Source organism: Pseudomonas serbica (genome assembly GCF_028823535.1).
Lineage (GTDB): Bacteria > Pseudomonadota > Gammaproteobacteria > Pseudomonadales > Pseudomonadaceae > Aquipseudomonas > Aquipseudomonas serbica.
In genome coordinates, this window is sequence record NZ_JAQIYM010000012.1 from 84,932 (window position 1) to 104,609 (window position 19,678).

Consider the following 19,678-nt stretch of genomic DNA (forward strand, 5'->3'; position numbering starts at 1 on the left):
CCCAATGCACGTTGCCCTTCGCGCAGCCGGTTTCAGCCTGATGACGATGTTCGTCAGTTGCGGGGTCGGTGCCCAGGAACTGGACAGCCGGATCGGCAAGATCGCCATGGAGGGTGATTTGCCGGCCCATGACGCCATCGCCAAACTCTACGCCGAACTGGATTTCCAGCAGGCCACCCAGAGTTACCTGTGGGCCTTGCCGCTGGTGTCCTACGCGCAATGGCAGGAAGAGTTCCGCGACAAACTGGGCGCCCGCAGCGGTGACCTGATGGTGCTCGACAGTTACGAGGACAAGCTCGGGGTCATCACCGCCAACGCCACCACGCCCTACATCCTGGGTTTTGTCGATCTCAATGAAACCGGCCCGCTGGTGATCGAGTTACCCCCTGGCCCCACCGCAGGCGGTATTGGCGATTTCTGGCAACGGGCAATCATCGACATGGGCCAGACCGGCCCGGACGAAGGCAAGGGCGGCAAATACCTGGTGCTGCCCCCGGGCACCGAGCCACCGGCCGATGCGGGCAAGTATTACCTGGCCAAGTCGCACACCATGAATGTGCTGGTGGGTTTTCGCGTGCTCGACCCCGACCCCGCCAAGGGCAAGGCGCTGGTCGAGCAATTCCGGATGTACCCCTACGCCAAACGTAGCGAGCCCGGCCAGACCAAACTGCTCTCCCCCGGCGGCAAAGCCTGGTCCGGCACCCAGCCAAGGGGCATGGCGTACTGGGAACGCTTGCACCAGGTCATCCAGAAAGAACCGGTCAACGAGCGGGATCGCTTCTACATGGCCATGCTCGCCAGCCTGGGCATCGAAAAGCACAAACCGTTCAACCCGACCGATGCCCAGCGCAAGGCCCTGGAACAGGGTGCACAAATCGGCGAACTGATCGCCAAGGCCAACACCTTCGCCAAACGCTTTCCCGGCGCCCGATACTGGCCGGACCGGCAGTGGGACACGGTGTTGAACATCAGCGATCCGTCCCAGCGCGTCGCTTACTACGACCAACTGTGGGAGCGCAGCGCCTGGTTCTACGAGGCGGTCACCAACACCAAAGGCATGGTGTCGAAAACCCCGGGGCTGGGCCAGACCTACCTCGGCGCCTATACCGACGCCAAGGGCAACTGGCTCGACGGCGCCAAGAGCTATCGCCTGCACGTCGACGCCAATCCGCCGGCCAAGCAGTTCTGGTCGATGACGGTTTATGACATCGACAGCCGCTGCCTGATCGACAACCCGCAGCGCAAGGCCGACCTGTCATCGCGCCAGGACCTGAAAAAGAACGCCGATGGCTCAGTGGACCTGTACTTCGGCCCCACCGCGCCAGAAGGTTTCGAAAGCAACTGGGTGCAGACCCTGCCGGGCAAACACTGGTTCAGCTATTTCCGCCTGTATGCCCCGACCCTGGCCTATTTCGACAAGAGCTGGAAACTCGACGACATCACGGCCGTGGAATGACGCCGAGTGTTCAATAAGGAAGAGTCATGAATAACCGCATTCTGTTATCCGCCCTTGTATCTGCCAAAACCGCAAGCCACCACGGCCAATGGCAGATGCCGTTGATGACCCCTGTTAACCCACACAATCAATAAGCGGAGCAAGTCATGATCAAGCCTTACGTAGTGCGCCCGTTGTTGGCGCTGTGCCTGGTCGGCAGTTGTCCGCTGTTACTGGCAGCCGAGGGTGGCGTTGGCCGGCCGATCACCGGGCAACAAGTGTTTTCCAACGCCGGGATCGTGCCACCGGAACCGGGTTGGGTGATGTCCCTGACCAGCATCTGGTACGACGGTGACCTCAAGGGCAACTCTCAGATACCGATAGGTGGTGCGATCAGTTCCGATCTGGACATGAAGGTGTCCTACACCATGGCCAACTTCACCCATGTCTGGGATACCGGCAAGGGGCGCTGGAACTACGCCTCGGCCATCGGCGTGCCGGTGCAGTACACCGACGTCACCGCGAGCATCACCGGCCCCCGTGGCCGCACCCTGGGCACCGAGGATAAGGCCACCCAGTTCGCCGACATGCTGGTGACGCCGATCGCCGCCGGTTATCACTTCGACGAGGTCAACCACATCTCGTTCTCGCTGCCGATCTACGTGCCCACCGGCGCCTACAACGTCAATCGCCTGGCCAACGCCGGGCAGAACACCTACACCTTCATGCCCACCGTGGCCTTCACCCATCTCGACGGCAAGGGTGGCGAGTTCACGCTTTCCAGCGGGCTGGAGTTCTATACCGAGAACGACGACACGGACTACCAGAACGGCGACCTCTTCACCTTCGATTTGCTGTGGACCCACGGTTTCGGCAACGGCTGGGCGGCCGGCATGGCGGCGGGTTACATCCAGCAGATCAACGATGACTCCGGGTCGGGCGCCAGCAGCGGCTTTCGCGGGCGTTCGGTCGGTGCCGGCCCGGCGATTGGCTGGACCGGCAAGTTCGCCGATGCCCAGGCCAACTTCAGCCTGCGCTGGGTGCCGGAGTTCGACACCAAGAACCGGCCTGAAGGCAACGGCATCGCCGCCAACATGACCCTGGCATTTTTCTAGGAGCCAACATGAGCGCACTCAACGACCTCAACGCCCTGCAAGCGAGCATCGCCGAAGCGGTGCTCGGCCAGGACCAGGTGATCCGGCAGATTCTCGTCGGCCTGCTGGCCAATGGGCACCTGTTGCTGGAAAGCCTGCCGGGGCTGGCCAAGACCCGGACGGTGAAGGCGCTGGCCAAGCACCTGGACGCGAAGATGAGTCGCATCCAGTTCACCCCGGACCTGCTGCCGTCGGACATTACCGGCGCCGAGGTGCTGCACCAGGTCGAGGGCAAGAACGAGATCCGCTTCCAGCCGGGACCGTTGTTCGGCAACCTGATCCTGGCCGACGAAATCAACCGCGCCCCGGCCAAGGTCCAGGCAGCGCTGCTCGAAGCCATGGAAGAACGGCAGATCACCGTGGCCGGCAACAGCCATGCGCTGCCGGAACTGTTCATCGTGGTGGCGACGCAGAACCCGATCGAACAGGAAGGCACCTACCCGCTGCCCGAGGCGCAGATGGACCGCTTCCTGATGAAGGTGCTGCTGGATTACCCGAGCGCGCAAAACGAGGGCCAGGTGCTGCGCCTGTTGCGCGAGGAAGAAGTGGCGTTGGGTGCGAGGACTGCGCCGGTGCAAGGCTTCGAGCTGTCCCAGGAGGTGATCTTCGCCGCCCGCCGGGAAGTCAGTGCGGTGCATGTATCCCCCGCCATCGACCGCTACCTGATCGACATCATCAATGCCACCCGCCACCCGGCCGATTACGACGCCGACCTCGGGCGCTGGATCAACATCGGCGCCAGCCCGCGCGGCGGCATCGGCCTGGATCGCTGCGCCCGCGCCGACGCCTGGCTGCAGGGCCAGGACTTCGTCTCACCGGACAACGTGCGCGCCGTGGTGCACCCGGTGCTGCGCCATCGCCTGCAACTGAGCTACGACGCTGTGGCCGACGGCGTGACGGCCGATCAGGTGCTCGACCGCTTGCTCGACAAAGTTGCGATTCCCGCATGAACATTGATGGGCTGGTCTACGTCTCTCTGGCGCAATTGATGGCGCTGGAGTTCAAGGCGCGCGACCTGAGTTTTGCTGCCCGCCAACCCCAAGGCAGCATTCTCGCCGGCAACCATGCGTCGCGCTTGCGTGGCCGTGGGCTGAATTTCGATGAATTGCGCCGCTATCAACCGGGGGACGACTTGCGTCACCTCGACTGGCGCGCCTCGCTGCGCACCGGCAAACCGGTGGTGCGCACCTTTACCGAAGAGCGCGACCGTCCGGCGTTGATTGTCGTAGACCTGCGCATGTCGATGTTTTTCGGCTCGCAACGCAGCTTCAAATCCGCGCTCGCCGCTGAACTCGGCGCCCTGGCGGCATGGATGGTGTTCAACGCGGGGGATCGGGTCGGCGGGCTGGTGTTCAACGACCAGCGAATCGACAGCATCGCGCCCCTGCGCAGCCGCAAGCGCATCGAAGCGCTGTGCAGCCGCATCGCCCAACAGAACCAGGAACTCAATGCGGCCAACGCCGACGCCGAGGGCGAAGACCAGCTGGACAAGGTCCTGCAGCAGTGCCTGGCGCTGGCCGGGCATGATCATCTGATCTGCATCGTCAGCGACTTTGCCGGCGCGGGCGAGCGCACCTTGCAGCTGATGCGCCAGCTGGCGACGCATAACGATGTGATCGCCATGCAGGTCTACGATCCGCTGGCGCTGAACCTGCCCAGGAATGGCCGCCTGCTGATCACCCAGGGCCAGATGCAGGTGGAACTGGCAGTGGAGCGTCGTCAAGTGCACCAGCCGTTGGGTGATTTCCTCAGCGGTCGGCTCAAGGACGTGGCCACCCTGCTGCGGCGCAGCCAGGTGCCGTTGATGATGTTCAGCACCGCCACCGAAGCGCATGAGCAACTGCGCGCCGAGCTGGGCAAGCGCGCGGGAGCCCGGCGATGAGCCCTGATATCCCGAGCATCGAGCAACTCAAGGAGATCGCCCTGCCCGCGCCGGTCAGCTACGCGCCGCAGACCTGGGGTTGGTGGGTGTTGTTGGCAGTGTTTGTGGTTGCAATTGTGCTGTTGAGCGCGAGGCGTTACTGGCAATGGCGGCGGGATCGCTATCGGCGTGAGGCGCTGGTGCGCTTGGCGCAGTTGCAAAAGCGCAGTGATGATCTGAATGCGCTGCGCGAGCTTCCAGAATTGCTCAAGCGCACCGCCATCTCCATGCCGAACAAAACCCTTGTAGGAGCTGGCTTGCCAGCGAAGGCGGCCGCCAGAACACCACACGACTCAAGGGCCTCATCGCTGGCAAGCCAGCTCCTGCAGGGTCCCGGTGCGCTTGGGAGTGGGGATTGGCAGGCCTTCCTGCAACGGCACAGTAAAGCCGCCTTGCCCGCCGACTTCAGCCAACAGCTGGCCCAACTGGCCTACGCACCCGATGCCGTATTGCGCGCCATGCCCAACGAGCAGCGCCAGCAACTGTTCAACACCTGCAAACACTGGGTGGAGCATCATCATGTGGCAGCTTGATTACCCCTGGCTATTGGTGCTGCTGCCCTTGCCGTGGCTGGGTTATCGCTACCTGCCCGATTATCGAGAGGCGCGCAGCGCGGTGCGGGTGCCGTTTTTCGCCGCCATGAGCCGCGCGGTCGGCCAGGCGCCGAGCCAGGCCGGCACGCGCACCAATCACTGGCAAATGCTGCTCAACCTGTTGGTGTGGGCGCTGTTGCTGCTGGCCGCGTCACGGCCGGTGTACGTGGAAAAACCCATCGAGCGCCAGCAACCGGTACGCGACCTGATGCTGGCCATCGACATTTCCCAGTCCATGGAAACCACCGATTTCACCGACGCCAACGGCCAGCAGATCAATCGCCTGGCAGCGGTCAAGGACGTGGTGCATGGCTTTATCGACAAACGCAAAGAGGATCGCCTGGGCTTGATCGTGTTCGGCAGCGGCGCCTACCCGCAGGCGCCATTGACTCTCGATCACGCCAGCCTGTCGCTGTTGCTGGACGACACCGGTATTGGCATGGCCGGCCCCAACACGGCGATCGGCGATGCCATCGGCCTGAGCCTGAAACTGCTCGACCAGGCCCATGAACAGGAAAAAGTCCTGATTTTGCTTACAGACGGCAATGACACCAGCAGCGCCATCACCCCGGATCACGCCGCAGAGATGGCCGCGGCCAAAGGCGTGGTGATCCACACCATCGGCATCGGCGACCCCACGGCTTCCGGTGAAGCCAAGGTCAACTTGCAGGGCTTGCAGCAGATCGCCACGACCACCGGTGGCAAGTTCTTCCGTGCCGAAGACCGCAACGCCCTGGACCAGGTCTACAGCACCCTCGACCAGCTCACCCCGCATCAGGTGAAAACCCTCAGCCATCAACCCAAACGCGATCTGTTCTGGTGGCCACTCGGGGTGGCGATCGCCCTGCTCGCGCTCTATCACCTGTTCGCCCTGCTGCGTCCACGCCTGTCCATCGCACGTCAGCGGCAGGAGGCCTGAAATGGAGATCAATCTCAGCGACTTCCACTTCCTGCGCCCACTTTGGCTGTTGCTGTTGCCTTTTGCCGCGTTGTTGCCACTGCTGTGGCGCCGTAGCCGCGACTTGCAGCGGCGTCTGCGCGGCAACATCGCCGAACACCTGCTGCCGCATTTGCTGATTACCCCCCAGGATCAGCAATGGTTGCGCCCGGTGCACCTGGTCTGTGCGCTGTTGATGCTCGGCGCGGTTGCCGCTGCCGGGCCGACCTGGGAACAGGATCGCCCGGATTTCCTGGAGAACCGTGCGCCGCTGATCATCGCCATTGACCTGTCGCCGTCCATGGACGCCAACGACGTGCAACCCAGTCGCCTGGAAGCGGCCAAGCACAAGCTGCATGACCTGATCCAGCGGCGCGCCGGCGCGCGCAATGCGCTGATCGCCTACGCCGGTAGCGCGCACCTGGTATTGCCACCGACGGACGACCCGGCCTTGCTCGACACCTTCATCCAGGCGCTGGGCACCGAGCTGATCGGCAAACCGGGGAAAAACGTCGGCGCGGTGATCGACCAGGCCAAGCGCCTGCTGGCGGCGGAAAAAACCCCAGGCACCCTGTTGCTGATCACCGACGGCGCCGACACCTCGGCCCTGGCCGGCCTCGACAAACAACTGGCCGACGGCGCGCTGCAAGCGCTGATTCTCGCGGTCGGCAGCGAAGACGGCGGGATCATCCACGATGCCAACGGCCAGCCGCGCACCGACAGCAATGGTCGCCCGGCGCTGGGCAGTTTCGATCAGGCTGCCCTCAAGCAACTGGCCTCAGCCCTGGACGCGCCGCTGGGCAGCCTGACGCTCAACAACGACGACCTGGATTGGATCGATCTCCACGCCCAGCAGCATTTCCAGAGTGCCAGCGATGAACAGCGAGAGTTGCACTGGAAGGATGCCGGTTACTGGTTGTGCTGGCCGCTGCTGTTGCTGGCGTTTTTCAGTGTGCGCAAGGGATGGAGCGTGAATTGGATGGCCGGTCTTTTACTGGCCATCGGTATCGGCTTGCAGCCCGCCCCGGCACAGGCCAACGCCTTGACCGACGCATTTTTCACCCCCGACCAGCAAGGTCGCTGGGCCTTCGAGCACGAACACTTCCCCCAGGCCGCCGCGCATTTTGTCGACCCGTACTGGAAAGGCATCGCCGCCTACAACGCAGCCGATTTCGACCTGGCCCTGGCCAGCTTCGCGCGGCTGGAAACGCCCCAGGCGTATTTCTATCTGGGCAACATCTACGTGCGCCGTTTCAAGTTCGACCAGGCCATTGCGGCTTACACCCAGGCGCTGAAGCTGCAGCCACAGTTTCCTGAAGCCGCGGCCAACCTGGCCCTGGCCATCGCCCTGCAGAAAGACACCGAAGACGCGGAGAAAAACGCCCCTGAGGTCAAGCCGGACGAAATCAAGATGGACAAGGCACCGGGCAAGGGCCAGAGCAAACAGGTGCAAACCGAACAGGCGGCGTCGGATGCTCAGTGGTTGCAGAACCTGACGACATCGCCGGCGAAGTTCCTGAAACAGAAGTTCAGTTTGCAGGATCAGGTGGGGACCAGGCCATGATCAGTCTGAAAGACCGTGTCGCTCCCTTCGCTGGCAAGCCAGCTCCTACAGGAGATATGCGCCGCACCCTGCTCCCTTGTCTCTTGCTCACCTTGCTGATCAGCACCACCACCCTCGCCGCCGAACCCGACCTGCGCATCCAGGCCAGCCTGCAGCCCGCCGAAACCGCCATGGTCGGCAGCCTCGTCGAATTGCACCTGGACGTGCTCACCGACACCTGGTTCACCAGCGCCCCCACCCTGCCCGGCCTCAAACTGCCCGGCGCGCTGGTAATGCCGTCCGACGGCCACGCCGAACACCTGAACCAGACGCTCGACGGCAAATCCTTCAACGGCATGCGCTACACCTACCTGATCACGCCAAACCTGGCCCAGGCGTTCGACATCCCGCCGCTGACGGTACGAGTGACCCCGGGCCAAGCCACCACGGAACTCAGTGCACAAAGCCAACCGCTGCACTTCACCGCGACGCAACCGCCGGGTTTCCAGCCTGGCGAGCCGGTGCTGGTCGCGCAAAAACTGCGGTTCAGCCAGAAGATCGTCAATTCGTCCTCGCCGCTGAAAGTCGGCGACAGCCTCACCCGAGAGGTTACGCTTCAGGCTGACGGCGCCCTGGCCATGTCGCTGCCCACGCCGTCCCTGGGCGACGTCAGCGGTCTGAGCCGCTACCCGAAAAGCCCGCAAATCAGCAATCTGGACGATGGGCGCGGCCACTTCACCGGCGGCCAGCGCATCGACAGCGTGACCTACCGCATCGACACCCAAGGCCAGCACAGCCTGCCGGCCATCGAGCTGAAATGGTGGGACGCCAGCAGCCAGCAGACCCGCACCGCCCAGGTCCCGGCCGTGAGCTTCGACGCCGCCGCCAACAGCGCCTACAAGCCCGTGTTCTCGATCAGCGAAGACCTGAAAAAACTCGGCCAGAGCCATCGCCTGCACCTCTCGGGTTTCGCCCTGGGCCTGCTGGCACTGCTGTCAGCCGTGGTTTTGCTCGCCTGGTTTGCCCGCCCGTACATGCACCGCGCGCACCTCGCCTGGCAGGCCCGGCGCCGTGCCCGCCACGCGGCGTGGCTGCAATCGCCCGACTACGCCTGGCGGCAGATCCCGGCGCAACTGGATGGCCAGCCGCCACAACTGGGCGCCCTGTACCTGTGGACCCGACGCAGCCGCAACGGCCTGAAGCTGACCGGTTTCGGCCCGCGCCTGCAAGCTTTCCTGCGCGCGTGCTACGGCCGTCAGCCAACCAAAGATCAGGCGTTGCACCAACTCAAGGAATCCTTGACTACGCTGCATAGTCAGGCCGGGCACGAACAGGAATCACTCGCTACCGCACTGCGCCCACTCAACCCAGTTCACGAGAAGGATTTCCCATGACAAACCCGATAGCGCGCCGCCAGTTCCACGGGTTAAAACTGCTGTTTGCCCTGGCCCTGAGCCTGCCTTTGCTGGTGCAGGCCGCCGAGCCACTGCCGTCGTGGAACGACGGTCCGTCGAAAAAGAACATCATCGAGTTCGTCCAGGCGGTGACCGATCAAGGCAGCAAGGACTTCGTCAAACCCGAGGACCGCATCGCCGTGTTCGATAACGACGGCACCCTGTGGAGCGAGCAGCCGATGTATTTCGAACTGCTGTTCGCCCTGGAAGAGGTCAAGCGCACCGCCGCGCAGCACCCGGAATGGAAAACCACCCAGCCGTTCCAGGCCGTGTTGGAAAACGATCACAAGGCCCTGGCCGCCAGCGGCCTCGACGGCATGATGAAAATCTTCGGTGCGACCCACACCGGCATGACCACCGAAGCCTTCGACGACTACGCCAAGACCTGGCTGACCCAGGCTCGCCACCCGAAAACCGGCAAGCCCTACACCGAGATGATCTTCCAGCCGATGCTGGAAATGCTCGACTACCTGCGCAGCCAGAACTTCAAGACTTACATCGTTTCCGGTGGCGACACCGCCTTCATGCGCGCCTTCGCCGAAAAGGTCTACGGCATCCCGCCCGAACAGGTGATCGGTACTACATTCGTCACCACCTTTGAATACAAGGATGGCCAGGCGTCGATCCTGCGCACCCCGAAACTGGCGCACAACGATGACGGACCGGGCAAGCCGGTGAGCATCGACGCGGTGATCGGCCGTCGACCGATTCTCGCCTTCGGCAACTCCGATGGCGACCTGCAGATGCTGCAGTGGACGGCCGCAGGGTCGGGCAAACGATTCATGGGGCTGGTGCATCACACCGACGCCAAGCGCGAATGGGCCTATGACCGCCAGTCGCAGATCGGCCGCCTGGACAAGGCGCTGGACGAAGCAAACAAACGTGGCTGGACAGTCGTCGACATGGCCGCCGAATGGCGCCGGATCTATCCGTTCGATGCCGCCACAACCGGGCAAGTGCAATAAGAAAGCGTGACGCAGGACTGCAATAAACGTTTGTCGTATTCCAACGACGCCAATGAGCAAAAAGGAGCAAGTCTTATGACTCGCATACGCAAGTGGCTACCGAAACTCGCCTTGGTCGCGACGTCGGTGATGGCAATTTCGGCAACGGCCGGGGCTGCCGATAAACCCAACATTCTCGTGATTTTTGGCGACGACATCGGCCAGACCAACATCAGTGCCTATTCCATGGGGGTGGTCGGCTACAAGACGCCGAACATCGACCGCATCGCCAAGGAAGGCATGATGTTCACCGACTATTACGCGGAGAACAGTTGCACGGCAGGACGATCGTCCTTCATTACCGGGCAGACCGTGCTGCGCACTGGATTGGCGAAGGTCGGTCTGCCAGGCGCGACAGTGGGCCTGCAAAAACGTGACATCACCATCGCTCAGGCGCTCAAGTCGCAGGGCTATGCCACCGGTCAGTTCGGCAAGAACCACCTCGGCGACCGCGATGAATACCTGCCGACCAACCACGGTTTCGACGAGTTCTTCGGCAACCTGTACCACCTCAACGCCGAAGAAGAGCCGGAACGTCCCAACTGGCCCAAGGACAATCCTGAGTTCACCAAGGCCTTCACGCCCCGCGGTGTGATTCATAGTTTTGCTGACGGCAAGATCGAGGACACCGGTGCGCTGACCACCAAGCGCATGGAAACCATCGACGACGAAACCACCGCGGCGGCCCAGGCGTTCATCGAAAAACAAGCCAAGGCGGACAAGCCGTTTTTCGTCTGGATGAACACCACGCGCATGCACCTTTTCACCCACGTGCGCGAGTCGATGAAGGGCCAAAGCGGCATGGCCGGCAACGACTATGCCGATGGCATGATCGAGCATGACGGTGACGTCGGCAAATTGCTGAAAACCCTCGACGACCTGAAAATCGCCGACAACACCATCGTCGTCTACACCACCGACAACGGTCCTAACCAGTTCTCCTGGCCGGACGCGGCGACCACGGCGTTCCGCAATGAGAAAAACTCCAACTGGGAAGGCGCCTATCGCGTTCCGGCGATGGTTCGCTGGCCGGGCAAGATCAAGGCCGGTGAAGTGTCCAACGAGATGTTCTCGGGCCTGGACTGGTTCCCGACCTTGCTGGCTGCCGTGGGTGAGCCCGACGTAAAAAACAAGCTGCTCAAAGGCTGGGCACCCACTTCCGGCGGCACCAACTTCAAGGTGCACCTGGACGGCTACAACCAACTGCCTTACCTGACCGGCCAACAACCTAAAAGCGATCGCAAGGAGTTCTACTACTTCAACGATGATGGCGTACTGGTTTCCATGCGTTACGACAACTGGAAGGTGGTGTTCTGCGAACAGCGCGAACCCGGTGGATTCAAAGTCTGGAGCGAACCCTTCGTTTGCCTGCGGGTACCGAAAATCTTCAACCTGCGCATGGACCCGTATGAACGTGCTGACGTGGTTTCCGATCAGTACGCTGACTGGATGACCAAGAACGTCTACCTGACCGAAATAGCCGTGATGAAATCGGCAGCGTTCCTGCAGACCTTCGTCGACTACCCGCCAAGCCAACGGCCGGCGAGCTTTAGCATCGACCAGATTCGTCAGGCGGTGGACGCCAAGATCGAAGAAAAAATGAAAGCTGCACAGTAGGACTGCTCGACCGCCGCTCGCCTTCACCGGCGAGCGGACTTATTTTTGGCTTGGGACCGCATCGGCCCCTTCGCGAGCAAGCCCGCTCCCACAGGGGACCGCGTTCCAAATGTGGGAGCGGGCATGCTCGCGAAAGGGACGGCACAGTCACAGGTGTTCTTGAACCGGAACAAGGCAATCCGCAATGTCCTCACGTGTCGCCAGCAAGTCGTCGGCCATACCTGCCCCTCACGTCGCCTCCCCGGCGCTGTTGATCCCCGCCCTGTTGCTGTTCGTCTCCGGTGCTGCGGCGCTGGTGTACCAGGTGCTGTGGATCAAGCAGCTGTCGCTGGTGGTGGGCGTCGAGGTGTACGCCATCACCACCGGGATCAGTGCATTTTTTGCAGGATTGGCCTTGGGCGGCTTGCTGTTCGGGCGCTGGGCGGATCGCCTGCAGCAGCCAGTACTGCTGTATGCCGGGCTGGAAGTGTTGGTGGCGCTGCTGGGGGTCGGTGCGACGTTCGCCATGAGCGTCGCGGCCAGCCCGTTTGCCTGGCTGGAGCAGCACATCGGCCTGCTGGCCTGGGTGTTACCGTTTGCGCTGGTGGGCGCTCCGGCGCTGCTGATGGGTGGCACCCTGCCGGTCCTTGTTCGCTCCCTGGCCAGCGACCCGCAGCAACTGGGCAAGGCCGGCGGCCACCTGTACGCGGCCAACACCGCCGGCGCCATCGCCGGCACCCTGCTCGCCGCGTTCGTGCTGATCGCCACCCTCGGCGTGCGTGGCAGTGCCCTGGCCGCCGCGATGCTCAATCTGCTGGCCGCCGCTGGCGCCCTGTGGTTCCAGCGCCAGCGCTCGCCAGTCGTTCAGGCACCGGTCAAACAGCATGCCGAAAAAGCTCCGGATCGCCTGGCTCTTTGGCTCTACTCGATCGCCGGCGGCGTGGCCCTGGGTTACGAAGTGGTCTGGTCGCAATCCATCGTGCAGTTCATGAGTACCCGCACCTACGCTTTTGCCGTGGTATTGGCGACCTACCTCACCGGGCTGTTCCTGGGCAGCGCCCTGCTCGCCCGTAGGGTTGATCGCCTGCGCGATCCCTGGGGCGTGTTCGGCCTGCTGATCGCCGGTGCCGGCTTGGTCGCATTGCTGGAGATTGCCCTGCTGGGGCGCTGGCTGGTGCTCGCGCAGAGCGCATCCGAAGCCTGGGTGCTGTCATTGGGTGCCAGTGAATTGCTGGGCATGAGCGTACGCTTTGCGGTGGCCGCACTGTGCATCGTGTTCGTGCCGACCGTGCTGCTCGGCGCGGCGTTTCCCGTGGCGCTGCGCTTGAGTGTCGGGCGCGAACATGTCGGGCGTAATGTCGGTGAGGTGGTGGCGTTCAACACCCTCGGTGGCATCGTCGGGGTGATGCTCTGTGGTTTTGTGCTGATCCCGCTGCTTGGGCTGGTGCGTACCCTCGGATTGCTGGCGATCATCGCCGCCGCGATTGGCTACTTCGCGGTGCGCAAGGGTCACGGCGTGAAGAAAGCTCGGCGCCAGGGCGTGATCGCGGTCGGCCTGGTCTCGCTGGCGCTGGCGCTGCTGACCCCAGTGGACAAATTGGCCAGCCTTTTACCCGGCGCGCGCAACGGCACCTTGGCGTTCTACGAGGAAGGACGCGGCGGCACCGTTGCCGTGGTTACCCAGGGCAAGGGCCAGCGGGCGTTCCAGCGCTTGTACATCCAGGGTGTGTCCAATACCGGCGATGCCATGCCTTCGCTGCGCTACATGCGCATTCAGGCGCTATTGCCGCTGGTGATCCACAACGGCGAACCACGCTCGGCGCTGGTGATCGGTTTCGGCACGGGCATCACCGCGGGCGCCCTGACCCGCTATCCGGGCCTTGAGCATCGGGTGGTCGCCGAACTGCTGCCATCGGTGATCAAGGCGGCGCCCTTGTTCAAGGGCAATTTCGATGCCGCGGCCGACCCGAGTGTCGACGTGCGCCTGCGCGACGGTCGCCAGGAACTGCTGCGCAACCCGCAACCCTATGACCTGATCACTCTGGAACCGCCACCGCCCTCCGCGGCCGGCGTGGTCAACCTGTATTCCCGGGACTTCTATCAACTGGCCGCCAGTCGCCTGCACAAACAGGGCCTGGTCGCCCAATGGCTGCCATTGCCCACGCAGAACATCGACGACTCGCGTTCCCTGGTGCGTAGCTTCCTCGATGTCTTCCCCTACGCCACGCTGTGGACCAGCGAGTTCCACGAGATGCTGCTGGTGGGCTCAATGGAGCCGATCGAACTGGATGCGGCGAAAATCAGCCAACGCTTCCAGCAGGACAGCGTGCGCAGCACCTTGCAGGACGTCGGCATCGGCTCGGCCGCCGCGCTGCTCGCGACCTGGGTGACCGATCGCGCCGGCCTGGAACGTTTCGCCGCCGATGCACCGGCGGTGACGGACGATCAGCCGCGCATCGAATACGCGCCTTGGGTGCGGGCCAGGGAAATCAGCCGCGTGCTGCCGGCCCTGCTGGAATTGCACGTCGCGCCGCCGCTGGTGAATGCCGAAGCCGGGTTCAACGAGCGAATGGATGCTCACCGGCAACGCCTGATGCAGTTCTACCGGGCAAGCCTGCACGCCTACGACGGTGATCGGGATGCCTGGGCCAGGGATGTGCGCGAGGTGATGCGCGGGGATGGGGGGAATCCGTATTTCCGCTGGTTTGTCGGGGAATGACAGATCGCTTTCGCGAGCAGGCTCGCTCCTGCAGGAGCTGGCTTGCCAGCGATGGGGCCATCCGCTTCATCACAATCACCAATTGACACACGCCGCCCTTGCGGCAAAGCTGCCTCGAGCATCAACGCGCGCCTGACGGCAAACGCACCTGGACTACGGAAGTCGTAATGCCGACACATAAAAATAAAGCAGCAAGCCCAAACCCTGATTCGCCACCGACCCTGATCAATCGCTACCTGTTTCCCGTCACCATCGGCGTCCTGCTGATGGCGGTCGCGGGCATCGGCTGGTTCCTGTTCAGCAGCCAACCGGCCCCCGTGCCCCCTGCGCCAGTCAGCGCCCCTGTCGTCCAGCCCGCCAAGCCACAACCCGTTGCCATGGCGCCGGCGAACATGGTCGACGAACAACAATGCCAAGGCTGCCACAGCGCCCAGGTCAAGGACTGGCAAGGTTCCCATCATCAGTTGGCGATGCAGCCAGCCAATGCCGAGACGATGCTCGGCGACTTCAACAGCGTCACCTTCAAGGCCGAGAACGAAACCACCCGGTTCTCGCGAAAGGACGACGGATTCTGGGTCAACACCCCCGGCATCGACGGCAAGAACGCCGACTTCAAGGTCGCCTACACCTTCGGCATCGCACCGTTGCAGCAGTACCTGATCGAGGTGGGCGACGGTCGCCTGCAAGCCCTGGGCATCGCCTGGGATACCGAGAAGCACCGCTGGTTTCATCTCTACCCGGGCCAGGGCGTGACCTTCAAGGACCCGCTGCACTGGAGCCAACCCAGCCAGAACGCCAACTTCATGTGCGTCGAGTGCCACACCACCGGCTACAAGCGCAATTTCGATGCCGCGAAAAACACCTTCGACGGCCAGTGGAACAGCCTCGGCGTCGGTTGCCAGGCCTGTCACGGCCCGGCCTCCAATCACTTGGAATGGACGGCGAAAAAGACCGACCTGGTCCACGCGGGTTTTGCCGTCGACCTCAAGGACAAGAACGCCACCGTCGAAATCGAAACCTGCGCCCGCTGCCACTCGCGCCGCGCGCCGCTGGGTGATGGCTTCACCGTCGGCAAGCGCCTGATGGACGATTACCTGCCAAGCGCCCTGACCCGCGAGCTGTACGCCCTGGACGGCAAGATCAAGGACGAAGTGTTCGAGCACGGCTCCTTCGCCCAGAGCAAAATGTCCGACAAGGGTGTGCGCTGCAGCAACTGCCACAACCCCCACAGCACGCAACTCAAGGCACCGGGCAATGGCGTCTGCCTGCAATGCCACAACACCGCTGGCAAGACACCGGTGGACACCGTCGATGGCAAAGGCCTGCAAGCGAAGAACTACGATTCCGTCGAACACACCCGCCACACCATGGGCCAGCCGGGTTCACAGTGCGTGGATTGCCACATGCCCGGCAAGTTCTACATGGGCAATGACTTGCGGCATGACCACAGCTTCAGCATCCCCAACCCCGAGCGTGCGAAGAAACTCGGCACACCGGACGCCTGCCTGACCTGCCATCAGGGCAAGGCCGGCGACAAGGTCACCGAGCAGTTCAAGCTATGGAACACCGCCAACGCCAGCGTCGTGCAGGCCCCGCGCTACGACGAAAGCCTGTGGCTGATCCGCAACGGCCAGCCCGGCGCGGCGCAAGCCTTGTACGAGCAGCTGCAACGCAGCAACCTGCCGGCGATTCAACGGGCGACGCTGTTGGCCGAGTTGCCGCTGTATCCCAGTGAACAGGCGCTGAAACTGGCGACCAAGGACCTGGGCAACCCGGCCCCGCAAGTGCGTGAAAGCGCCATCCGTGCCATCAGCGCCTTCCTGCCGCCGCCCGAGCGTGCAGCGCTGCTGTCGCCCTTGCTGAGCGATCCGGTGAAGGCCGTGCGCATCGCCGCTGCCCGCGACTTGCTCAGCGTGGCCCGCAACGGCCTGGGCAGCGCCCAGGGCAACTGGGAGGTTGCTATCGGCGAATACGAGGCTGTGCAAAAAAGCCTGGCCGAACGCGCCGAAGCCAACCTCAACCTGGCCATGTTGTACCAGGCCAGCGGCCGCGGTGGCGAAGTCGAAGGTTTGTTGCGCACATCACTGCAGCGCGACCCGAACTTCTACCCGGCGCTGGTGACCCTGGTGCAGTGGCTGGAAGCCAACGGCCGCAGTCAGGAAGCCCAGGCACTGATGGCGCTTAGCCTCAAGGCACATCCCGACGCTGCGCTGCTGCAACACACCCAGGGCTTGTCGCTGGTGCGTGCCGGCAAAGCCGAACAGGCCATGCCGTTCCTGCGCAAGGCCGCGCAACTGGAACCGCAGAGTGCGCAGTACGGCTACGTACTGGCCGTGGCCCTGCATGACAGTGGCAAGGTCGATGCCGCGTGCGAGGAGTTGGAAAGGCTGTTGAAAGTGCAGCCGGCCAACCGCAATGCCCGTTTGTCGTTGATCCAGTACTACCTGGATAACGGCCAGGAACCCAAGGCCCAGGTGCTGTTGCAGGGTTGGAAGAAGATGAACATGGGGGATCCGGCGCTGAAGTGATCGACGACTGATCCGAAGGCCCCTTCGCGGGCAAGCCCGCTCGTACAGGGGTTGTGCCCGCCTTGCAGGATCAGCCGCGCTCGCGGGGAATCAGGCTCTGCAACTGCTGGGCCAGGAAGTTCGCATCGAAGGCAAAGGTGTCCGGGTCTTTCAGGCCATTGGTCTTGCGCCACTGCCAGTTCGTGGACGGTGGCAGGCACACCAGCGAGACGCTGCCATAACGCGCCGCAGTAAACCCCATCACCGCCAGTGAAATCTGGCCGCCGACACCCATCACATCGGGCACGAACTCCACCGGCTTGCCGGCGATCAGGATGCTGAGCTTTTCCGTCTTGAAGGTGGATGTCTCCACCGGAACACTGGGCCCCGACGCGACATACGCCTCGCGGCTCACTTCCAGCAAATGGGGGGCCTTGACCGGCTCCAGCCACTGCTGGATCTGATCGAACAACTCATCAATGCGCCTCGCCCACTCGCTCGATTGCGCCTCGAACAACTGTTTCTTGTGCGCTTCGCTTTCTGCGTAGTGGCGAAGCATCTCGCCCAGTTGCTGTACATCGTCCATTGCGGTGTTCCTTTGATTGGAGCGGTGCTGCGGACATTGAGCATGGCAGATGCGTGCCACCGGCGTACGACTAAAAGCACGAGCGGTGGCATTTACCTCAGGACGTGCGATCAATCAGCCTTGGGCATGCGCCGCAGGCGCGCCATGCTCAAGGTATCGACGTAGGCGCCGTCGCGCACCGCATAGTCGCGAAACAGCCCTTCGTCTTCGAAGCCGAACTTGCGGTACAGGCCGATGGCGGCTGCGTTGTCGGCATACACGCTCAGCTCGACCCGCCGCAGGTTCATCCAGTTGTCCGCGATATCCAGCGCCGCCGCCAACAGTTTCGAGCCCACGCCCTTGCCCTGCCACGCGGGCGCAACGCCCATGCCGAAATTACCGACATGGCTTCGACGGATACGGGAAAATTGTTCCAGGGTGAGGCTGCCGATCACCGTCCCTTGGTGCAGGGCCACCAGTTGAATGACCCGCTCGTTGTCCGTCGCCATGCGTTTGTGCCAGGTCTCGGTGGACGGGAACGGCATTTGCAACGTTTGACGTGCGACAAGCGGGTCGCGGTAAAGCTCGGTAATGCCTGCAACGTGGGAATCGTTGAGGCGTTCCAGGGTGATGACGGCGTCGGTGGCGGTCATGGGGGATTCATCCTTGATGGCAGACAGGGTCTGCCTACTCTAACGCATCATTGATGGCAAAGCCCCTGTAGGAGCGAGCGCCTACAAAAACCACTCCCGTCGCTCTTCGAAGGTACTGAGGATCAACTCGACAATCGCCTGCACCTGCACCTCGCCCTCTGACTCGACATTCACCGCCATCCACACCTGGCGCTGCATCGACGGGCTGAACAGCCCCGGCAAGCCGATCAAGCCACGGTCGAAGTGGCGCATGTAGGCGGGCAACAGGCCGATGCAGGCGCTGCAACGGACCATCTCCAGCATCAGCTCATAGGAATGCGACTGCACGACGCCGGCCAGGCGCTGGTCGACCAGGTCGTTCCAGGGCCGAAAACTGTCGATTTGCCGATCGTGCTGCCATTGCACGAGCATGAAATCGGCGAGGTCATCGAGGCCCTCCGGGCGCGCGGCGACCCGCGAATAACGCTTGGCGATATGAGGCATGTAGTCGAGTCGCGCCAGGCAACGGGGCTCGCTGACGGCGAAACTCGGGCTCGGCAGCGGCGAGTCGGTACCCGCCAGCCACACCACGACATCGGCGCTGACGGCCTGCAGGGACAATTCGCTATCGAGGCTGATGATGTCCAGGCGAGCACTGGCATTGCGTCGCAGCAACGCCACCAGATCGCGACCGAGGATGTCGTGCAGGATGGTCTCGGCGACCGCAAGTCGCACCCGTGGCTGCTCGATCACCGGCAGCTCCCGTTCATGGGCCAGCGCTGTCAACTGCCTGTGCAGTTGCAGGCCGTCACGACTGAGCACCAGACCGTTCTCCGAAGGACCAAACAACGAACACTGCAACTGCTTTTCGAGCTGAGCCAAGTGCTTGCGCAACAGGGTTGCCTTGATATTGAGGCGCCGGGCGGCCTGCATGAAGCAGCCGCAACGGGCAGTAATGCTGAAGCACCGTGCCTGTTGCGGATCGATTTGCGCCGCACGGTTGCGCCAGGAAGGGGTTTTATCGAGAGAGGCGGGATATTGCGCTAAAAGCGGGTCGTCGCTGGTTTCCATGAATGACATCGATGACTCCCTGTCGATCTATCAGTGGGAGCTCCATTTTGAGCATCGTGCATGAACGACGTGTGACAGCGGTTCAGGCGCTGGGCGCCTGTCGAAAGCTCACGGCCAGGCGGTTCCAGCTGTTGATGGTGGTGACAGCGATGGTCAGGTCCACCAGTTCGCCTTCGCTGAATTCCCCTCGCGCCTGCTCGTAGACGTCGTCCGGCACATGGCTTTGCGAAAGCAGCGTCACCGCCTCGGTCCAGGCCAGGGCTGCCCTCTCGCGCGGGTTGAAGAAATTGCTGTCGCGCCAGACCATGATGCAATACAGGCGGCGGTCGGTTTCACCCAGACGCCGGGCATCCACCGAGTGCATGTCGGTGCAGAACGCACAGCCATTGAGCTGCGAGGCACGGATCTTGACCAGGTGCAGCAGCGACGGCTCGATGCTCAGGTGGATGGTCAGGGCTTCCATGGCGATCATCGCTTTCATCGCCTTGGGCGAGGCGCTGTAGTAATCCAGGCGGGGGTTCATGGCGCGACCTCGGGTAGCGACGGT

16 protein-coding genes are annotated in these 19,678 nt (G+C 63.0%); 12 read left to right on the forward strand and 4 right to left on the reverse strand.

Translation table 11 applies throughout. The annotated features are described in order from the left end of the window. Positions 1-4: 4 nt before the first annotated feature. The 12 genes from NQL71_RS20470 (at position 5) to NQL71_RS20525 (ending at position 16,884) form a co-directional block, all read left to right on the forward strand. Positions 5-1,456: a DUF1254 domain-containing protein gene (locus NQL71_RS20470; protein WP_274643171.1), complete on the forward strand. Its 1,452-nt coding sequence runs from the start codon at positions 5-7 to the stop codon at positions 1,454-1,456. Positions 1,457-1,602: 146 nt separating this feature from the next. Then, entirely contained in the window at positions 1,603-2,550 is a 948-nt protein-coding gene (locus NQL71_RS20475; protein ID WP_046818105.1) for a SphA family protein, read from the forward strand. 8 nt (positions 2,551-2,558) lie between these two features. After that, a complete protein-coding gene (locus NQL71_RS20480; RefSeq protein ID WP_046818104.1) occupies positions 2,559-3,539 on the forward strand; it encodes an AAA family ATPase in 981 nt (326 codons plus the stop codon). After that, the gene (locus NQL71_RS20485) at positions 3,536-4,471 is read left to right on the forward strand and encodes a DUF58 domain-containing protein (RefSeq protein WP_046818103.1); all 936 of its coding nucleotides are present in this window, start codon (positions 3,536-3,538) and stop codon (positions 4,469-4,471) included. Before NQL71_RS20480 ends, NQL71_RS20485 begins: the two co-directional genes overlap by 4 nt. After that, positions 4,468-5,043: a DUF4381 domain-containing protein gene (locus tag NQL71_RS20490; RefSeq protein ID WP_274643172.1), complete on the forward strand. Its 576-nt coding sequence runs from the start codon at positions 4,468-4,470 to the stop codon at positions 5,041-5,043. The genes NQL71_RS20485 and NQL71_RS20490 overlap by 4 nt, the downstream gene beginning before the upstream one ends. Further along, entirely contained in the window at positions 5,030-6,022 is a 993-nt protein-coding gene (locus tag NQL71_RS20495; protein ID WP_046818101.1) for a vWA domain-containing protein, read from the forward strand. The genes NQL71_RS20490 and NQL71_RS20495 overlap by 14 nt, the downstream gene beginning before the upstream one ends. Before the next feature lies 1 nt (position 6,023). Further along, complete coding sequence (locus NQL71_RS20500; RefSeq protein ID WP_274643173.1) at positions 6,024-7,604, forward strand: VWA domain-containing protein; 1,581 nt, start codon at positions 6,024-6,026, stop codon at positions 7,602-7,604. Continuing rightward, positions 7,601-8,977: a hypothetical protein gene (locus NQL71_RS20505; RefSeq protein WP_274643174.1), complete on the forward strand. Its 1,377-nt coding sequence runs from the start codon at positions 7,601-7,603 to the stop codon at positions 8,975-8,977. Before NQL71_RS20500 ends, NQL71_RS20505 begins: the two co-directional genes overlap by 4 nt. After that, positions 8,974-10,002 (forward strand): HAD family hydrolase, encoded by a 1,029-nt coding sequence (locus tag NQL71_RS20510; RefSeq protein ID WP_046818098.1) that lies wholly within the window; start codon positions 8,974-8,976, stop codon positions 10,000-10,002. The genes NQL71_RS20505 and NQL71_RS20510 overlap by 4 nt, the downstream gene beginning before the upstream one ends. A 75-nt stretch (positions 10,003-10,077) precedes the next feature. Beyond that, the gene (locus NQL71_RS20515; RefSeq protein WP_046818097.1) at positions 10,078-11,658 is read left to right on the forward strand and encodes an arylsulfatase; all 1,581 of its coding nucleotides are present in this window, start codon (positions 10,078-10,080) and stop codon (positions 11,656-11,658) included. Between the two features lie 184 nt (positions 11,659-11,842). After that, a complete protein-coding gene (locus NQL71_RS20520) occupies positions 11,843-14,356 on the forward strand; it encodes a fused MFS/spermidine synthase (protein WP_274643175.1) in 2,514 nt (837 codons plus the stop codon). A 167-nt stretch (positions 14,357-14,523) separates the two neighbouring features. Further along, entirely contained in the window at positions 14,524-16,884 is a 2,361-nt protein-coding gene (locus NQL71_RS20525; protein WP_274643176.1) for a tetratricopeptide repeat protein, read from the forward strand. A 70-nt stretch (positions 16,885-16,954) separates the two neighbouring features. Here NQL71_RS20525 and NQL71_RS20530 read toward each other — a convergent pair whose 3' ends face one another. From NQL71_RS20530 to NQL71_RS20545, 4 genes are all read right to left on the reverse strand, one after another. Next, on the reverse strand, positions 16,955-17,449 hold the full coding sequence (locus NQL71_RS20530) for a hypothetical protein (protein WP_166619936.1): 495 nt from the start codon (positions 17,447-17,449) through the stop codon (positions 16,955-16,957). 110 nt (positions 17,450-17,559) lie between these two features. Continuing rightward, on the reverse strand, positions 17,560-18,081 hold the full coding sequence (locus NQL71_RS20535; RefSeq protein ID WP_077183770.1) for a GNAT family N-acetyltransferase: 522 nt from the start codon (positions 18,079-18,081) through the stop codon (positions 17,560-17,562). 81 nt (positions 18,082-18,162) lie between these two features. Then, the gene (locus NQL71_RS20540) at positions 18,163-19,140 is read right to left on the reverse strand and encodes a LysR substrate-binding domain-containing protein (protein WP_274643177.1); all 978 of its coding nucleotides are present in this window, start codon (positions 19,138-19,140) and stop codon (positions 18,163-18,165) included. Between the two features lie 73 nt (positions 19,141-19,213). After that, positions 19,214-19,654: a carboxymuconolactone decarboxylase family protein gene (locus NQL71_RS20545; protein ID WP_274643178.1), complete on the reverse strand. Its 441-nt coding sequence runs from the start codon at positions 19,652-19,654 to the stop codon at positions 19,214-19,216. Positions 19,655-19,678: the final 24 nt, after the last annotated feature.